General features: G+C 60.0%; 9 protein-coding genes. 2 read left to right on the top strand and 7 right to left on the bottom strand.

The window, feature by feature from the left end; translation table 11 throughout:
- Positions 1-65: 65 nt before the first annotated feature.
- Together AB4N85_RS24565 and AB4N85_RS24560 are read right to left on the bottom strand one after the other, a co-directional pair.
- Positions 66-3,341 carry a transglutaminase family protein gene (locus AB4N85_RS24565; RefSeq protein ID WP_252868711.1) on the bottom strand — a complete coding sequence of 1,092 codons (3,276 nt, stop codon included), beginning with the start codon at positions 3,339-3,341 and terminating at the stop codon, positions 66-68.
- A gap of 456 nt (positions 3,342-3,797) precedes the next feature.
- Positions 3,798-6,101: a YgiQ family radical SAM protein gene (locus tag AB4N85_RS24560; RefSeq protein ID WP_016771932.1), complete on the bottom strand. Its 2,304-nt coding sequence runs from the start codon at positions 6,099-6,101 to the stop codon at positions 3,798-3,800.
- Between the two features lie 229 nt (positions 6,102-6,330).
- Between AB4N85_RS24560 and AB4N85_RS24555 the strand changes: the two genes are divergently transcribed.
- Positions 6,331-9,036, top strand: a complete 2,706-nt coding sequence (locus AB4N85_RS24555) for a hypothetical protein (protein ID WP_252868710.1) — start codon at positions 6,331-6,333, stop codon at positions 9,034-9,036.
- Between the two features lie 3 nt (positions 9,037-9,039).
- Complete coding sequence (locus AB4N85_RS24550) at positions 9,040-13,680, top strand: NEL-type E3 ubiquitin ligase domain-containing protein (RefSeq protein WP_252868709.1); 4,641 nt, start codon at positions 9,040-9,042, stop codon at positions 13,678-13,680.
- 39 nt (positions 13,681-13,719) lie between these two features.
- Here the strand turns inward: AB4N85_RS24550 and dnaB are convergent, their stop codons facing one another.
- The 5 genes from dnaB to rpsF all read right to left on the bottom strand — a co-directional run bounded on the left by dnaB (position 13,720) and on the right by rpsF (position 17,314).
- On the bottom strand, positions 13,720-15,117 hold the full coding sequence (dnaB, locus tag AB4N85_RS24545) for a replicative DNA helicase (RefSeq protein WP_016771936.1): 1,398 nt from the start codon (positions 15,115-15,117) through the stop codon (positions 13,720-13,722).
- A gap of 119 nt (positions 15,118-15,236) precedes the next feature.
- Positions 15,237-15,683: a 50S ribosomal protein L9 gene (rplI, locus tag AB4N85_RS24540; protein WP_003221136.1), complete on the bottom strand. Its 447-nt coding sequence runs from the start codon at positions 15,681-15,683 to the stop codon at positions 15,237-15,239.
- A gap of 18 nt (positions 15,684-15,701) precedes the next feature.
- Positions 15,702-16,595 (bottom strand): hypothetical protein, encoded by an 894-nt coding sequence (locus AB4N85_RS24535; protein WP_252868708.1) that lies wholly within the window; start codon positions 16,593-16,595, stop codon positions 15,702-15,704.
- Between the two features lie 36 nt (positions 16,596-16,631).
- Complete coding sequence (gene rpsR / locus AB4N85_RS24530; protein ID WP_002551829.1) at positions 16,632-16,862, bottom strand: 30S ribosomal protein S18; 231 nt, start codon at positions 16,860-16,862, stop codon at positions 16,632-16,634.
- A gap of 29 nt (positions 16,863-16,891) precedes the next feature.
- Positions 16,892-17,314, bottom strand: coding sequence for a 30S ribosomal protein S6 (gene rpsF, locus AB4N85_RS24525; RefSeq protein ID WP_016771938.1), 423 nt, complete (start codon positions 17,312-17,314; stop codon positions 16,892-16,894).
- Positions 17,315-17,348: the final 34 nt, after the last annotated feature.

Genomic DNA, 17,348 nt, shown 5'->3' with positions numbered 1-17,348 from the left:
AACGGTCAGACTAACGCAGGCACATGACACGCGGATATACGAAAAATCCGCGTGTTGCGCAGGCTCTAGAAACGGCGCAGATCGATGGTCATCGGTAGCTCGTCATTGATTTCTACTTTGGGTACGGGAAGTTTCCCCGGCGTGTGTCCGAGGCGGAAAAACCGCGCCATGCGCCGGCTCTCCGCTTCATTGGCGTTGACCGGCAAGGTTTCGTAATTGCGCCCGCCGGGATGGGCCACGTGATACTGGCAACCGCCCAGCGAACGCCCCATCCAGGTATCGAGCAGGTCGAATACCAATGGTGCGTGCACCGCTATGGTCGGATGCAGACAGTTGGCTGGTTGCCAGGCCCGAAAGCGCACCCCGGCGACAAACTCGCCTACTCGTCCGGTCGGGTGCAACGGCACCGCGACGCCATTACAGGTCAGCAGATAGCGCTGTGGCGGCAGGCCGTTGAGCTTGACCTGCAAGCGCTCCAGCGATGAATCGACGTAGCGCACCGTGCCGCCCGCCGAGCCCTCCTCGCCCAGCACATGCCAGGGTTCAAGCGCCTGACGCAGCTCCAGCTCGATGCCATTGACGGCGTAGTCGCCGACCTTGGGAAAACGAAATTCCAGATGCGCCGCGAACCACTCGGCGCGCAACGGGTAGCCAGCGTTGTTGAGTTCGACGATAACGTCGGCGAAATCCTCTTCGATAAAGTGCGGCAGCAGAAAGCGGTCGTGCAGCTCGGTGCCCCAGCGCGCCAGTTTCGCCGGCGCGTAAGGCTCGCGCCAGAACCGCGCGACCAGCGCCCGCAGCAACAACTGCTGAGCCAGACTCATGCGCGCATGGGGCGGCATTTCAAAAGCGCGCAGTTCCAGCAAGCCAAGACGCCCGGTGGCGCCGTCCGGTGAATACAGTTTGTCGATGCAGAATTCGGCGCGATGGGTATTGCCGGTGACGTCGATCAGCAAATTGCGCAGCAGTCGATCGACCAGCCACGGTGCACATTCCTCGCCCGGTTCCGGCATTTGCGCAAAGGCGATTTCCAGTTCGTACAAGGCGTCATTGCGCGCCTCATCAACCCGTGGAGCCTGGGACGTCGGACCAATGAACAGCCCGGAAAACAGGTACGACAGCGAAGGATGGTTGTGCCAGTAACTGATCAGGCTGCGCAGCAGATCCGGCCGCCGCAGAAACGGTGAGTCCGCTGGTGTCGCGCCGCCGAGGACGAAATGATTGCCGCCGCCGGTACCGGTGTGGCGCCCGTCGATCATGAACTTTTCGGTGGTCAGGCGGGTTTGCCGTGCCTGTTCATAGAGAAACTCGGTGCGCTCGACCAACTCGTCCCAGCTTGCCGATGGCTGCACGTTGACCTCGATCACGCCCGGGTCCGGAGTGACACGGAAATTGCTGAGGCGCGGATCACTTGGTGGTTCATAGCCTTCCAGCAGCACCGGGCAATGCAATTCTTCGGCAGTGGCCTCAATGGCCGAGACCAGTTCCAGATAATCCTCGACCCGCTCCAGCGGCGGCATGAACAGATACAGCCGGCCTTCGCGGGCCTCGGCGCAGAATGCGGTACGGGTCAGCCAGTCGGCGGACTCATCGATTTTCGGCACCCGCTCATCCAGCGCAGCAGGTTCGCCGTGCACACCGAGCTGCGCCGGATCCGGCAGTTCAGCGAAGTCCTGATTCGGATCGTTGGGATAGATGAACGGATATTCCGCCGCTTTCACCCACGGCTGCGAGGCCAGCGGCAAGCGGTAACCCAGCGGCGAATCCCCCGGCACCAAGCGACAGTGCTCATCGCGCAGATACCAGCGCCCGCTCTGCCATTGATCGCCCTTGGCCGTGCGCGCCAGCGGCAGCACTTGGCCGATCACCTTGTTCAGGCCCTGACTGAAGACCTTGCGCAATCGCGCGCGCTCCAATGGCTCTTCCAGACGCGAATCTTCGGCGCTGACGTTGCCGGGCAACGCGCCCTCGCGCCAGAGGTAATAGAGATGATCCTCGTAAGCCGGGAAGACGAAGCGCGCAGGCAACTTCAGACGCTCGGCGACGCTGGCGAGAAAGCGTCCGGCCAGTGCGCCGTCGGCGCCATAGTCCTGCTGTTCGTCGGCGATCAATGCGTCGTTGTGCCAGATCGGCTGACCGTCGCGGCGCCAGTAACAATTGAGCGACCAGCGCGGCAACTGCTCGCCGGGATACCACTTGCCCTGGCCGAAATGCACCAGCCCCTGTGGTGCGTATTGCTTGCGCAGGCGCTGAAACAGTTCGGCGGACAGCCGGCGCTTGTCCGGCCCCAGCGCGGCGGTGTTCCATTCGGCGCCGTCCGGATCGTCGATGGAGACGAAGGTCGGCTCGCCGCCCATGGTCAGGCGCACATCGCCTTCGAGCAGGTCGGCATCGATCTGCCGGCCCAGTGCCTGGATCGCCCGCCACTGTTCATCGGTGTAGGGCTTGGTGACGCGTGGCGCTTCCCAGATTCGCTCGACCGACATTTCATGGCTGAACTGCGTCTCGCAAGGTTCGACCAGACCACTGATCGGTGCCGCCGAGGACGGATCGGGACTACAGGCCAACGGAATATGCCCTTCCCCAGCGAACAACCCGGACGTGGCATCGAGGCCGATCCAGCCGGCACCCGGCAAATACACCTCGCACCAGGCGTGCAGGTCGGTGAAGTCGACGTCGGTGCCGGACGGGCCGTCGAGGCTTTTCACGTCGGCGGTCAGTTGAATCAGGTAGCCGGAAACAAACCGCGCCGCCAGACCGAGATTGCGCAACAGCTGCACCAGCAACCATGCCGAATCACGGCAGGAACCGGAGGCGTGTTGCAGTGTGTGCTCCGGAGTCTGCACGCCGGGCTCCATGCGGATCAGGTAGCCGATGTCTTCACTGAGGCGCTGATTGAGCGCCACCAGAAAATCCACCGCCGGCAGTGGCGTGCGGTCGATGCTGTCCAGGTAAGCCTTGAACGTTGGCGTCAGCGGCAGGGTTTCGAGGTACGGCGCCAGCTCCTTGCGTTCATCGGCGGCGTAGCTGAACGGAATTCTCTCGGCGTACGGTTCGAGGAAGAAGTCGAACGGATTGAACACCGCCATTTCCGCGACCAGATCGACTTCGATGCGCAGCTCTGCGGTTTTTTCGGGGAACACCAGACGTGCCAGGTAATTGCCCTGGGGGTCCTGCTGCCAGTTGATGAAATGCTGCTCGGGCGAGACTTTCAGCGCATAGGAAAGAATTCGCGTGCGGCTGTGGGGCGCCGGGCGCAGGCGGACGATCTGCGGGCCGAGTTCGACAGCGCGGTCGTAGCGATAATGCGTGACGTGATGCAATGCGACATGAATCGACACGGCGTGCCTCCTGCGAGCCTTGGGCGTATGGGAAAGCGCGCAAGACTTATGCCATGCACAGGCTTGCGCGCTTTCGCGAAATGCTCAAGGCAGTACAGCACCAAAACCGGGCGATGCGAGGAAATGCTTGGACTCAGTTGCACGCAAATGTTGCGGACGCTGATTCTTGCGGTGTTTGATCGGACGCTTTCGCGAGCAGGCTCGCTCCCACATTTGGAATGCGTTCCCCTGTGGGAGCGAGCCTGCTCGCGAAGAGGCCAGCGGCAACAACTTGATCATTCCCACGCTCTGCGTGGGAATGCAGCCCGTGACGCTCCGCGTCACAACCATGTTCGACAATACTGCGAGTAACGGCTGGAACGCGGAGCGTCCCGAGAGGCATTCCCACGCGGAGCGTGGGAACGATCAGCAAAACGCCAACCCGAAGGTTGGCGTTCTGTTCAGCTCAAGCAGTGTTTAGCGCGGCACGACCGGCTTGCGTGTCGGCTTCGGCCCTTTGCCTTTGGCCGCATCCTTGCGCTCCTTGGCCGCCTGCTGGTTGCGGGCGAATGCCGCAGCCTTGGCCTGTTCACGCTTGTCCCACGGATTACCGCCATCACTGGCACGCGGCGGCAGACCGGTGTGCTGGGTGAGAATCTTGGTGGTCTTCTCTTTGGCGACCTTGTGGCTGCCGGCCGGCGTCGAGTTCTTGCGACGGGCGCTCTGGTAGCTGTCGGTGGCCGGCTGATGCGCCGGGATCAGTTGATCCTTGCCCGGGCCGATCAGATCGGCGCGGCCCATGCGGATCAGCGCTTCACGCAGCATCGGCCAGCCTTTCGGGTCGTGATAACGCAAGAACGCCTTGTGCAGACGACGCTGATCTTCGCTCTTGACGATGGTCACGCCGTCGCTCTTGTACGTCACCTTGCGCAGCGGGTTCTTGCCCGAGTGGTACATCGCCGTGGCGGTGGCCATCGGCGACGGGTAGAACGCCTGCACCTGATCGGCGCGGAAGCCATTGCCCTTGAGCCACAGAGCAAGGTTCATCATGTCTTCGTCGGTGGTGCCCGGGTGGGCAGCGATGAAGTACGGAATCAGGTACTGCTCCTTGCCCGCTTCCTTGGTGTACTTCTCGAACATGCGCTTGAACTTGTCATAGCTGCCGATGCCCGGCTTCATCATCTGGTTGAGCGGACCTTCCTCGGTGTGCTCCGGGGCGATCTTCAGATAACCGCCGACGTGGTGAGTCACCAGCTCCTTGACGTATTCCGGCGACTCGACGGCGAGGTCGTAACGCAAACCGGAGGCGATCAGGATCTTCTTCACACCCGGCAGGGCACGGGCGCTGCGATACAGCTGAATCAGCGACGAATGGTCGGTGTTCAGGTTCGGGCAGATACCGGGGAACACGCACGAAGGCTTGCGGCAGGCGGATTCGATTTCCGGGCTCTTGCAGGCGATGCGGTACATGTTCGCAGTCGGGCCGCCGAGGTCGGAAATGACCCCGGTGAAACCCGGCACCTTGTCGCGGATCTCTTCGATTTCGCGAATGATCGACTCTTCGGAACGGTTCTGGATGATGCGGCCTTCGTGCTCGGTGATCGAGCAGAAGGTGCAGCCACCAAAGCAGCCACGCATGATGTTCACCGAGAAACGGATCATGTCGTAGGCCGGGATCTTCTCCTTGCCGTACGCCGGGTGCGGCACACGGGCGTAAGGCATGCCGAACACGTAGTCCATTTCTTCGGTGGTCATCGGAATCGGCGGCGGGTTGAACCAGACATCGAGCTCGCCATGCTTCTGCACCAGCGCACGGGCGTTGCCCGGGTTGGTTTCCAGGTGCAACACGCGGTTGGCGTGGGCGTAAAGAACCGGGTCGTTGCGCACCTTCTCCATCGACGGCAGACGAATCACGGTCTTGTCACGGGTCATGCGCGGGCTGGCCAGGATCTGCACGACCTTGGCTTCCTGCGGATCTTCGACCGGGCCTTTTTCCTGCTCGATGGCGCAGGCCTGGGTGTCCTGGGTATTCACGTACGGGTTGATGATCTTGTCGACCTTGCCCGGACGGTCGATGCGCGTGGAGTCGACTTCGTACCAGCCCTGTGGCGTGTCGCGACGGATGAACGCGGTGCCGCGCACATCGGTGATGTCTTCGATCTTGTGGCCCCACGACAGGCGCTGGGCAACTTCGACAATGGCCCGCTCGGCGTTGCCGTACAGCAGAATGTCGGCGCTGGCGTCGATCAGGATCGAGTTGCGCACGCGATCCTGCCAATAGTCGTAGTGGGCGATGCGGCGCAGCGAGGCTTCAATGCCGCCGAGCACGATCGGCACATGCTTGTAGGCTTCCTTGCAGCGCTGGCTGTAGACCAGACTGGCGCGATCCGGACGCTTGCCGGCCATGCCGCCGGGCGTGTACGCGTCATCGGAACGGATTTTCTTGTCCGCGGTGTAACGATTGATCATCGAGTCCATGTTGCCCGCCGCGACGCCGAAGAACAGGTTCGGCTCGCCGAGCTTCATGAAGTCGTCTTTGGACTGCCAGTTCGGCTGCGCGATGATCCCGACGCGGAAGCCTTGCGACTCCAGCAGCCGGCCGATGATCGCCATGCCGAACGACGGATGATCGACGTAGGCATCACCGGTAACAATGATGATGTCGCACGAATCCCAGCCGAGCTGATCCATCTCCTCCCTGCTCATCGGCAGGAATGGCGCTGGCCCGAAACATTCGGCCCAATATTTTGGATAGTCAAATAACGGCTTGGCTGCTTGCATGTCGACGACCGGTGTTGAAGTGAAAAATCGCGGGCGCGGAATATAGCACAAATTTTGACCAATTCCGACGACGGTGGTCGGTTTCTCTGCGAGCTGGTCTCGCGCAGCCAGCCCGCGACACATCACGAGTTTTCGCTGAGCGTACGACGCACCAAAACGGCAAGGAAGCCGCCCGCCCGCAGCACTCCCCCGGGAGTAACGGGGCATTCAACGTAAAGGAAGACAGGCAATGTCACCCAAACCGCCAATCAGAGGTATTACAACCGTCTCGGTCCATAATCCGCGACCCGATTATTCGCTAACCCGGCCTGGTTTCCCCCTGTCCTTCGATGGCACGTCGGGGCTCAGGATTCCCACGCGCCCGACGACAACGATCGCAACAGCGATCGATCACGTGCTCAACCACATTATCCCCATGCCTGCGCGGGCGGCGGTCAGAACGGCAGCGGTAGCGCAATCTGTTGCCTTTGTGCACGACCGCCCTTTGAAGGATTACTGGATCACTTCGCTGGTTGTGCTGCCGGCGGCCGATGCCGAAGGCATGTCGACGCTCAATGGACGCCAGTATGTCCAGGTACCGGAGGGTGGCACCGTACAGGTGAGTCTGGACTCGGCCAGCGGTTTCTACCGGGCAAAATTGCCCAGCGAATTGCACGCGTCGGGACCGCTATTGCGCTTCGATACCGACAGCCGTCTCTGGCAGCCCATCGACACCTCGGCGCCCTCCACCTACCCCTTGTCCACTACCCGGCTGGAGGCGTTTCGCACCGATCTGGATTTCAGCACGGTCGAGCCGGACGGCGATGGCCTGTTGCGCTTCAACGGCAAACTCTATGTGCAGATCGAGAGCTACGCCTATCAGGTTCTGCATGATCTCGACGCCTCGACACCGCACAGAGCGGTGATGCGCATCGTTCGCCCTGAAGATCCGATCGCCGCCGATGCGACAAACGTTTACGTCGCATCACGTCCCGGCAGGTCGGAAGCGATTACTTTCAATGCTCAATCCGGCTGGCGCGGAACCTCCTTGACAGGTGTAGCCGGAATGCCGAGAGGCGCAGCGGCGCGACCCTCAGACTTATGGCTGCATCTGGAGGTGACAGTCGCACTCGAGGGTATCAACAAGCGGATCAAGCAGGATCAGGATAAACGTGAACAGCTGATAAACGCCTGGCTGGAGGCGAGTAACGCGCAGGGAGAGCATGCGCAAACCGTTCGACGCGAAACAATGGCGCTGCTTGATCGCGAGGTTCACTGCCACAAAGAACTGAAACACCTTGGAAAGGCGCTGAAATACTACGAGGAGCATAAATCCTCGATCAAGCGCTTCATGAAGCAGGACGCTTACCTGAACAACATAATCAGGCTGCAAAAAAAACAGATGCTCGCCTATCAGCAACTGATCGAATGCGGCTTGACGCGCCACGCCCTGGAGGGTCCGATGATCGACCTCGACCCGGAGCGGCTTCCGCGAACAGTCAACGTTCTGGGCAGGATGCTGAGTCATCTGAAAGAGCGCCAGCAAATCGCCGACAATCTGGTGAACAAATGGCGGGTCTCTCCAGACGAGTTCAGCGCGGATGTTCTTTCACCAATGGACACCCATAACGTTGTTGCCTCTTGGGTCCTGACCAAAAGTCTGATGCTGGATACCCCACAATCGGCCGGCAACGCCCCTCTGGCATCGGAACTGGCCACCCGCTTTGGTCAGGTGACCTTTGTTTACGGAGCGCTTGGCGCAGTTCCCGAGGTTTCCCACCCTGCCGTATTGAATAACCTGTTCCAGGAATGCACAGCCATCCGCCACTGGTTCGAACGCCTTGATCTGGCACCGGGGGAGCAGCACGCCACTTCACGCAGGGAGATCACTGCGGAAATCGAAATATTCGAGCAGACGCTGGTAGGCCGCTTGAACCAGTTTCTCCATCAGGCTGACCGTCCGGTGCTGACGTTCGACCAGCAGAACATTGATTTCGAGTTCATTCCGGCCCAGGACAGAAGCGGTCTCCAACCGCCGCCCAAGCTCATCTTTCGGGCAAAGAAAAACGGCGTCTACAAGCTCAATGTCGGCGAGTCTCGACGCACCGCGCAAAACGAAGAGGTGATTGAGGTCCGCAACCTCCACAATCCCAGGCAGCCGTCACAGACCTATGACCGAGGACGCGGTGAATGGCGTTCGCCGCGGACAACGCCGCAGAGGAGCTTGCCGTCATTGGTTGCCGAAGCCACTCGGCACCTTGACCGTGTCGACGCGCATGTCCGCGCTGCCCTCCACGAAGAACGGCAAAGAAACCATCCGGACAACATTGTCGAGATGCTCGAAAGCAGCGCCGGGGCAATGGATGACACCGTATTGCAGTTGCAGCGGGCGGAACCGGCCCATGATGAGACCGCCGCGCTGATTCGACGCCTGCAGGACGCCAGTGAACGTCTGCGCAATGAGGGCGAAAACATCCGCCTGCGAATCTATAAGGACAAGCATGTTCTGAACGTCGACCGACTGCTGTACCTGATCGACAAGGGCCACGTGAACGCCCGGAAAATCGAGAGCCGATTGAAACGTGGCAAGGGTTCGGACCGGCAATATCTCGACATCTATCTAGTCACCGATGCACATACCCACGATCCCCTCTGGCACGCACATTTCCATTATGCGAGACAGGATTCCCCGGACTTGAATTTCAACGTGCGCGGCGCGCATTTGAAAACCCTTGAACAAAGCAGCAGGGGTATTCAATCGCAGCGCAGGGAAGAACTGGCGCAGCGGCCGCATCAACCTGTCTGGCGCGAATATCTCGATGGACGCACAGCGCAGAAAATCTTCGACCTCGCCGCCGCCTCCGCTCACCCGATGACACAGCCTCAGGCAATGACGCCGAACAGGCCGGCAGCTTCCGCTGAAGAAGCTACCGTGCAACGACTACAAGGAATGTAAGACATGCCAAGCAAACCGCCGTCGAAAGTGACGCTTCCCGGTCATTCACATATTCGACCGGACACATCCATGGATACGCCCCCGCCACGCCTCAACCTGACCCCGCGCCCCGGCCTGGATCCGACCACGTTGAGCGGCCCGTCAATCCGCGCGAACAGGCCCACAGACGGTATCGATCCTGATGCAATCGTTCCTGCTCCCAACGTCACAGTGCAGGCGATTGCTTCAATGCATGACGCCTTCGCTCATGTGGGCCACCCGCCTGAGCATTACCGGCTCAGTGCAACGATCGGCTTGCCCGATGCCGACGCTGAAGGCCTGAGAACATTCAAGGGCCGCCATTACGTGGAAATGACCGATGGTGGCTTCGTGCAGGTGGGCAAGGATGCGCAGAGCGGCCTCTGGCGCGCCAGGCTGGCCAGTGAATCGATCCCCTCCGGACCGCTGATGCTGCACGACCCCGAGAGTGGTCGATGGCATGCGCTGGAATTTTCGCAACCAAGCACCTTCGCTTTATCGGGGGCGCGTCTGCAGGCGTTTCGCACGCCGCTCGACTTCAGCACCAGCTCACCCGACAGCGACGGGCTGCACCGCCATGACGGCAAGCTCTATGCAGTGATCGATAATCACGGCTATCAGGTCTTGCACGATCCCGATGCGTCGACGCCTCTGGCCGAAGTGATGCGCATCGTTCGCCCGCAAGATCCTGTCGCCGCCGACATCGACAACATCTACAGCGCTACGCGCCCGGGCAGATCCGAGCCTGTGGTGTTCGATGCCCGTCAGGGCTGGCAAGGCATCGTAGTCGGCGGAGCCGGCGGAATGCAGCGTGGCAGTCCCGACCAACCGGCTTCACCGGGGCTGCGGGAACGGCTCAACACCGCGTTCAACCGACTGCGCACGCCACAATCGCGACTGCGAAAACTTTATCCCTCTCTGGACAGCGAGCAGATCCGCACGCTGCTGAGCCCCCACGGCGACGATGTACAAGGCTTCTTGACCCGCGTCGAGACTGAATACAAGACCTTGAAGCTGGAACTCGCGACGTGGCTGAAGACCAGTGCGCTGGCCGGCGGGGCGACCCATCCCTCGGTGGAGCGCGCCGCGCAAGAGATCAAGCGTTGCTGGAAACGGCAGACGGGAACAACGCTGCAGCTGGATCTTGGCGGCGCCGGCATCGCTGCGCTCTCGGCAGATTTCAGCCATGTACGCACGCTGCACTTGCAGGCGGTGGCATGGTCGGCGGGCTCCGAAACTTTTCTCAAGCGGTTCACAGCCCTTGAGCGCTTGAAAATCAACGCTTCGGCGCTCGATACACCGCCGGCGAACCTCACGCAGATGCCCGGCCTGAAGGAACTGGACCTGCGAGCGAACCGCATTGAACTGAGCGAGCAAACCGCCGGCGAGCTGGCTTCGCTCAGCCAACTGGAAAGCCTTGATCTGTCGGACAACCCGCTGGGCAAGACCCTGGACTTCAGCGGCATGCTCCAGCTCAAGACCGTGAGTCTGCGCAACACCGGGCTGGATGAATGGCCAACCGGGCTGCGAGATCAGCTAGCGATAGAGTCAATCGATCTGCGCAACAACCGATTGCGCGAAATTCCGCAGGCGATCATCAATCCGGCGAGTGATCAGTTGCTCGACATCGCCAACATCAACCGCGTCACCCTGATCGAAGGCAATCCCTTCGCCAGCGGTTATTGGCGGCGGCTGGAAGTCTATTGGCAGCGGGTTACGGCGCAATACCCGGCACTGATTACCAGCGCACGCACGGCTGCATTCCGGATTGATGGCGACATTCCAGAAGTCGCCATGCTGCTGCGGATGCATCCAGAGAGAACCCCGCAAACTGCCCGGGAATACCTGATCGGTCTGGGGGATGATGCAGAAGCCACGATCAGCCGGCGTTTCGAGGAGTTCAAGGTGCTCGACGCACAGCTGCAGGCTTACGTCGCCGACAGCACGTCGGCAGCATCCAGCGCCGCCGGCCAGGAAAAGCTTCGGGCAGAATACATTGCCCGGACTATCAAGGACTGCTGGCTCCAGGAATCGACGTCGCTCATGCTGCCAGCAGTGAACGGACCGCTACCGTCACTGACTGCCGACTTCAGTCGGTTGAAAATGCTCATCCTCAATAACGTCGTCTGGTCCGACACTGCCGACACGTTCCTGTCGCGGTTGCCTGATCTGGACATTCTGACGATCACCCGCTCCGGCCTGAAAAAATTGCCCGCAGCCATCAGCGGGATGAGCCGGCTCGCCCACCTCAATCTGACTGAAAACCAGATAAAACTCGATGAGCACAGCGCTGGTGCATTGAGTGCATTGCATCAGCTGGTTACCGTCAAGCTCTCTGACAACCCACTGCAGATACCGCCCGATTTCAGCGCGATGTCCAGACTGCAGACACTGGAGCTGAGGAACACCGGAATCAGCGAGTGGCCCCTCGGGCTGGCTGACAAGACCACCTTGACCGGCGTCGACCTCAGCAACAATAAACTGCGCAACGTCCCCGACGCGCATATCAACCCGCCTGCCGATCAATTGGCTGTGGTCGCGCGGATCAACAACCGCACGCTGATTGAGGGCAACGACTTCCCTTCGCCTTACTGGAGAAAGTTCGATGGCTACTGGCGAAGACTCAATGAACTGCATCCCGAGTTGATGACTCCAGCCCACCCCGCCGTATTCGATACTGAGAACTCGCGAGCGCAACGCTACCGAAGACTGTTTCCGGGCAAAAGCATCAAGGCCTGCCGGGATTTTATCTGGAGCCAAGACAAGGGCACTGTCGCGACCAGGCTGTTGGCGCTCGAGCAGGATTTCGCCGTGCTGAAAAACCAGTTGGATGACTGGGTTTTTTCCGGAGGCAGCAATCGTCTGCGCTATATCCGCGTCAATCAATTGCACGCCAACACTCAAACCCGCAATGAGCGCATCGAGGCACGTGACCGGATCATCAGTTGCTGGCGACGTGAAACGCCCGAGCAACACGCCTTCGACGGCACGCCGATAGGTCTTGAACTGGATTTGAGCGGTTTGACACTGCCAACCCTGCCGGATCTGAGCAGCGACTTCAGCCATGTCGGCTCACTCAAACTCAACAACATGAATCTCACCGAATCCCCGGAAGGTTTCCTGACCCGCTTCCGGCATTTGCGCTGGCTGAACATGGCGAACAATCGACTCAGGGATCTCCCTCCGGCCATCGGCGAGATGCACGGGATGACGCGGTTGTTCCTGCAGGGTAATCAACTGGAACTCACCGCCGAGACCGCGCAGATACTGGCCGGGAGAACCACTCTGAGGGCCTTGTGGATTCACGACAACCCGCACTTGAGCGTGAGCCCGGATTTCAGTGCGATCACTGACATGCGCGAGGTCGACATGTCCAATACGGGCATCGAAAGCTGGCCAACCGGACTGTTCGATCAGCCCCTGCTGGGCAAGGTCCATCTGAACGACAACCGGATCACGAGTCTGCCCGACTTTGTCGTCGCACCGGCAGCGGATCGCCTGACGCATTCGATTCAGGTCAACAGTGGCACTCAGATAAGCGGTAATCCCCTGAGCGCATACACACGAGAACGCCTGGCCGGCTACGGTGAATGGCTGAACCGCTCCGCAGCATCGCTCTACAATCCATTGAACCTGCTGACGACTTCTCTTTCGGCAGCCCACCCGCAAGCAGTGGCAACGAACTCTGTTTCGGTCTATCCGCAGTTGACCGTCGGCATGACGGCAGACGAGGCGATGATTCGCGCCGAGCAATTGAACAGGCTCAAAGCACAGGTGGGCTCAGATGGCTTTTTCAACATCATTTCCAAGCTCGCCCACCATGCCGATTTCCGCCGACAGATCTGGGACGTGGTCGATGCGATCAGCGAGAACAGCGTGCAGACACGTGCGCTGCGCAGAGACGTTTTTGATCGCGCCTGCGAGGCTGGCTGCACTGACCTTGCCGCTGCCACGTTTACAGACATGCAAGTACTGACCATGACGCACAAGGCGCGAATGCAGGCGAGGCAAGACGGCGATGGTGCTCGATTGGTGGACCTGTCCAGAAGCCTGTTCAGACTCAGACAGGTCGATGATCTGGCCGCAGCCGAAATCGCTGCGAGCAGGGCAATCGTCGACGATCCGCAAACTTCAGCGAGGGAGCGCAATATCCATCAGCTGCGCTTGCGCGACCCGCACGAGATGACGATGGCCTACCGCTTTGGGCTCAAGGATCGGCTGCAGTTACCGTTTCAGCCGCAGACACTGTCCTTTATCGGCATGGCCGGCGTCACATCGCCGATGCTGGAAGTGGCCTACCGAAAGGTCATCGCCTTGAACGACTCCCCCGATGAGTTTCAGGCTCTGGTATCGATGGATTTCTGGCAGGACTTCATCACGCACAAATACTCGTCCCGGTTCGACGCCGCACGTCAGCCCTATCAACAGAAACAGGCCGCACTGGACGCGCAGTCTGCGACAAATGCCCTGACCGAAACCGAATATCAGGCGCAAACCAATGACGTCACAGCACAGCTGGCCATCAGCGAAGCGACGCTGATCCAGGCACTGACCCGCGAGGAAATTCGCCCCGGTGACGGAGTCGAAACAACTGCAAGCAGCGAGACGGCAGCTTCGGCCGATTGAAACCGACCACGACAGCAGGCCGGATGATCCGGTCTGCTGTTACTCGTCGTCGTCGAAGTTGTAACTGCCCGGCGCGAGGTTTTCGAAGCGCGTGTACTTGCCGATGAACGCCAGCCGAATAAACCCGATCGGGCCGTTACGCTGTTTGCCGATGATGATTTCGGCAATGCCCTTGTGCTCGGTTTCCGGGTGATACACCTCGTCGCGATAAACGAACATGATCACGTCGGCGTCCTGCTCGATCGCTCCGGATTCGCGCAAGTCGGAGTTGACCGGGCGTTTGTTCGGGCGCTGTTCGAGGGAACGATTGAGCTGCGACAGGGCGACTACCGGGCAGTTGAATTCCTTGGCCAGCGCTTTCAGCGATCGCGAGATCTCGGAAATCTCGTTGGTGCGGTTGTCACCGCTGGAACCGGGGATCTGCATCAGTTGCAGGTAGTCGATCATGATCAAGCCGACATCGCCGTGCTCACGCACCAGACGCCGGGTCCGCGCGCGCATTTCCGAAGGGCTGATACCGGCGGTGTCATCGATGAACAGTTTGCGATCATTGAGCAGGTTGACCGCTGACGTCAGGCGCGGCCAGTCGTCATCTTCGAGCTGGCCGGAACGCACCTTGGTCTGGTCGATTCGGCCGAGCGAAGACAGCATACGCATGATCAGCGATTCGCCTGGCATCTCGAGGGAGTAAACCAGGACAGCCTTCTCGCTGCGCAACACGGCGTTTTCCACCAGGTTCATCGCGAAGGTGGTTTTACCCATCGACGGACGGCCGGCGACGATAATCAGGTCGGACGGCTGCAAGCCGCTGGTCTTTTCATCGAGGTCGGTGTAACCCGTAGACAGACCGGTGATGGCGTCGGCGGTGTTGAACAGGGTATCGATCCGGTCGATAGCCTTGGTCAGCAACTCATTGACGCCGACCGGGCCGCCGGTCTTGGGCCGCGCTTCGGCGATCTGGAAGATCTGCCGTTCGGCTTCATCGAGGATCTCTTCGGCGGTGCGGCCTTCGGGGTTGAAGGCGCTGTCGGCAATCTCGGTACTGATGCCGATCAGTTGGCGCAACGTCGCACGCTGGCGGACGATCTGCGCATAGGCCTTGATGTTGGCGACGGACGGGGTGTTTTTCGCCAGTTCGCCAAGATAGCCGAGGCCGCCGACTTGCGACGTCTGACCTTCCTTGTCCAGCTGTTCGGCAAGGGTCACGACGTCGATCGGCGAGTTCTGATCAGCCAGTTTGGCGATCGCTCGGAAGATCAGACGGTGGTCATGTCGATAGAAATCGCCATCGGAGACTTGATCGAGCACGCGTTCCCAGGCGTTGTTGTCCAGCATCAGACCACCGAGTACGGCCTGTTCGGCCTCGATGGAATGCGGCGGCACCTTCAGGGCAGCGGTTTGCAGATCGTATTGCTCGGGAGCGGAGATATCGTTCATGGCCACTTGAGTATTAGTGAAAAGCAGGGAATTCAGAAAGACAAAGGGCACGACCTGTAAACAGGATCGTGCCCGATGTTAACCGTCTGACGGACAAGCCGCCAGCCGATCGATGTTGCTTAAGCTGCTACCACGACAACGCGTACGGTGGCTTCAACTTCGGCGTGCAGGTGCACGGCCACGTCGAATTCACCCACGTTGCGGATGGTGCCGTTCGGCAGACGAACTTCGCTCTTCTGCACTTCAACGCCGGAGGCGGTCAGTGCGTCAGCGATGTCGTGAGTACCGATCGAACCGAACAGCTTGCCTTCGTCGCCAGCGGTGGCAGTGATGGTCACTTCCAGCTCAGCCAGTTGGGCAGCACGGCTTTCAGCCGATGCCTTACGGTCTGCGGCGGCTTTTTCCAGCTCGGCGCGACGCTCTTCGAACGCAGCCAGGTTGGCAGCGGTCGCAGCGGTAGCCTTGCCGAAAGGCAGCAGGTAGTTACGGCCGTAACCGGCCTTAACGTTTACTTTGTCGCCCAGGTTGCCCAGGTTGGCGATTTTTTCCAGAAGGATCAGTTGCATGTGAAAATCCTCTAACTTTTAACCTTCACCGTTCGCGCTGTCGGTGTCTTTCGACACGTGACGACCGCGAAAATCAATCAGGCTGTCGACAATGGCCAGAACCACGAGCAACGGATAGATCAGCTGCATGAACAACAGCAGCGTGACGTACAACCCCACCAGCCAGAAACCGGCCAGTCGCTTCTGCCCGACCAGCCCGTGAATCAGGGCCAGCCCGGCGAACACCAGCGGTACACTGCACAACGGCGTCAACATGGCCATCTGTGCACCGAGATTCGGGCCCAGAAGCATCAACGCCAGCAGTAACATCGCCGGCCCCAGCGGGATGCGGATGGCGCGAAACTCGCGACCGAAACCACCCGGGTTGTACAACAACGCCTGCCAATGCCGCCCGACAATCAGGCTCAGCACGCTGACGATCTGCAACAAGGCCGCAATCAGTCCGGTCAGGACCGGTGCAATCAGGGACGCGAAACGCGCTTGCTCATCGACCGACAATTGCTTGTAGGTCTCACCGAGAAGTGCCGGCATGACCTTTATAAGGGCCTGTGCAAGCATCTCGATCTGAGCCGCAAACGCGACCCCGAGCACCACTGAAAACACCACTCCGATCACTACGCTGACCAGCAGCGTGCGGACCCAGGATTCGCTTGCGCGCAAAACCAACGCAAGCCCCGAAGACCCCAGCAGCACCAGAAGTGCCCGTGGGTCGTCGGCATACAGCCACCAGATCAAGGCCGGCAGCAGTCCCAGCGACAGAACGCCAAGGGCGTCCGCCAATCCGCGCCGCAGCAGCACAAGGCTCCCGGCGGCAGCACCCAACCAATACAACAACGGCAATGTTGCACATCCGGCCACCACGAGAGTGGCCTGCATTCGGCCTCGCATGATGAACTCAGCTAAGGCGCGCATGCATTCAATCCTTTGCTACTTGTCGACTGCCCGGTCTCAGCGGCCGTGGCTGTCGGTGTAGGCCAGCAGGGCCAGGAAGCGGGCGCGCTTGATAGCGGTGGCCAGCTGACGCTGATAACGAGCTTTGGTACCGGTGATGCGGCTTGGAACGATTTTGCCGGTCTCGGATACGTAAGCTTTCAGAGTGTTGAGATCTTTGTAGTCGATCTCTTTCACGTCTTCAGCGGTGAAGCGGCAGAATTTACGACGACGGAAGAAACGTGCCATTTGATAGGCTCCTTAATAAGGTCCGTGGATTACTCGTCAGCGTTATCGCTGTTGTCGCTGTCATCACTGTCGGTGCCTTCGGCGCCTTCGTGCTCAGGACGGTCGCGACGCTCACGGCGCTCACTGCGGTTTTCTTCAGCCTTGAGCATCTCGGACTGGCCGGTAACGGCTTCGTCGCGACGGATGACCAGGTTACGGATCACTGCATCGTTGTAGCGGAAGTTGTCTTCCAGCTCGGCCAGGGCCTTGCCAGTGCACTCAACGTTCAGCATCACGTAGTGAGCCTTGTGAACATTGTTGATTGCGTAGGCCAGTTGACGACGGCCCCAGTCTTCCAGACGGTGGATTTTGCCGCCGTCTTCTTCGATCAGCTTGGTGTAACGCTCAACCATGCCGCCGACTTGCTCGCTCTGATCCGGGTGGACCAGAAAGATGATTTCGTAATGACGCATGAATGCTCCTTACGGGTTGTAGCCTGCCGCTCAA

It is taken from the genome of Pseudomonas sp. H1_G08 (genome assembly GCF_054681355.1).
Note: the sequence above shows the minus strand (reverse complement) of the source record. Positions and strands in the feature narration are given on the sequence as shown.

Bases quoted from the DNA above. Each gene is read 5' to 3' on its own strand.
- dnaB (WP_016771936.1), bottom strand. From the start codon at position 15,117: ATGAACGATATCTCCGCTCCCGAGCAATACGATCTGCAAACCGCTGCC.
- AB4N85_RS24550 (WP_252868709.1), top strand. From the start codon at position 9,040: ATGCCAAGCAAACCGCCGTCGAAAGTGACGCTTCCCGGTCATTCACAT.
- rplI (WP_003221136.1), bottom strand. From the start codon at position 15,683: ATGCAACTGATCCTTCTGGAAAAAATCGCCAACCTGGGCAACCTGGGC.
- rpsF (WP_016771938.1), bottom strand. From the start codon at position 17,314: ATGCGTCATTACGAAATCATCTTTCTGGTCCACCCGGATCAGAGCGAG.
- AB4N85_RS24535 (WP_252868708.1), bottom strand. From the start codon at position 16,595: ATGCGCGCCTTAGCTGAGTTCATCATGCGAGGCCGAATGCAGGCCACT.
- rpsR (WP_002551829.1), bottom strand. From the start codon at position 16,862: ATGGCACGTTTCTTCCGTCGTCGTAAATTCTGCCGCTTCACCGCTGAA.
- AB4N85_RS24560 (WP_016771932.1), bottom strand. From the start codon at position 6,101: ATGCAAGCAGCCAAGCCGTTATTTGACTATCCAAAATATTGGGCCGAA.
- AB4N85_RS24555 (WP_252868710.1), top strand. From the start codon at position 6,331: ATGTCACCCAAACCGCCAATCAGAGGTATTACAACCGTCTCGGTCCAT.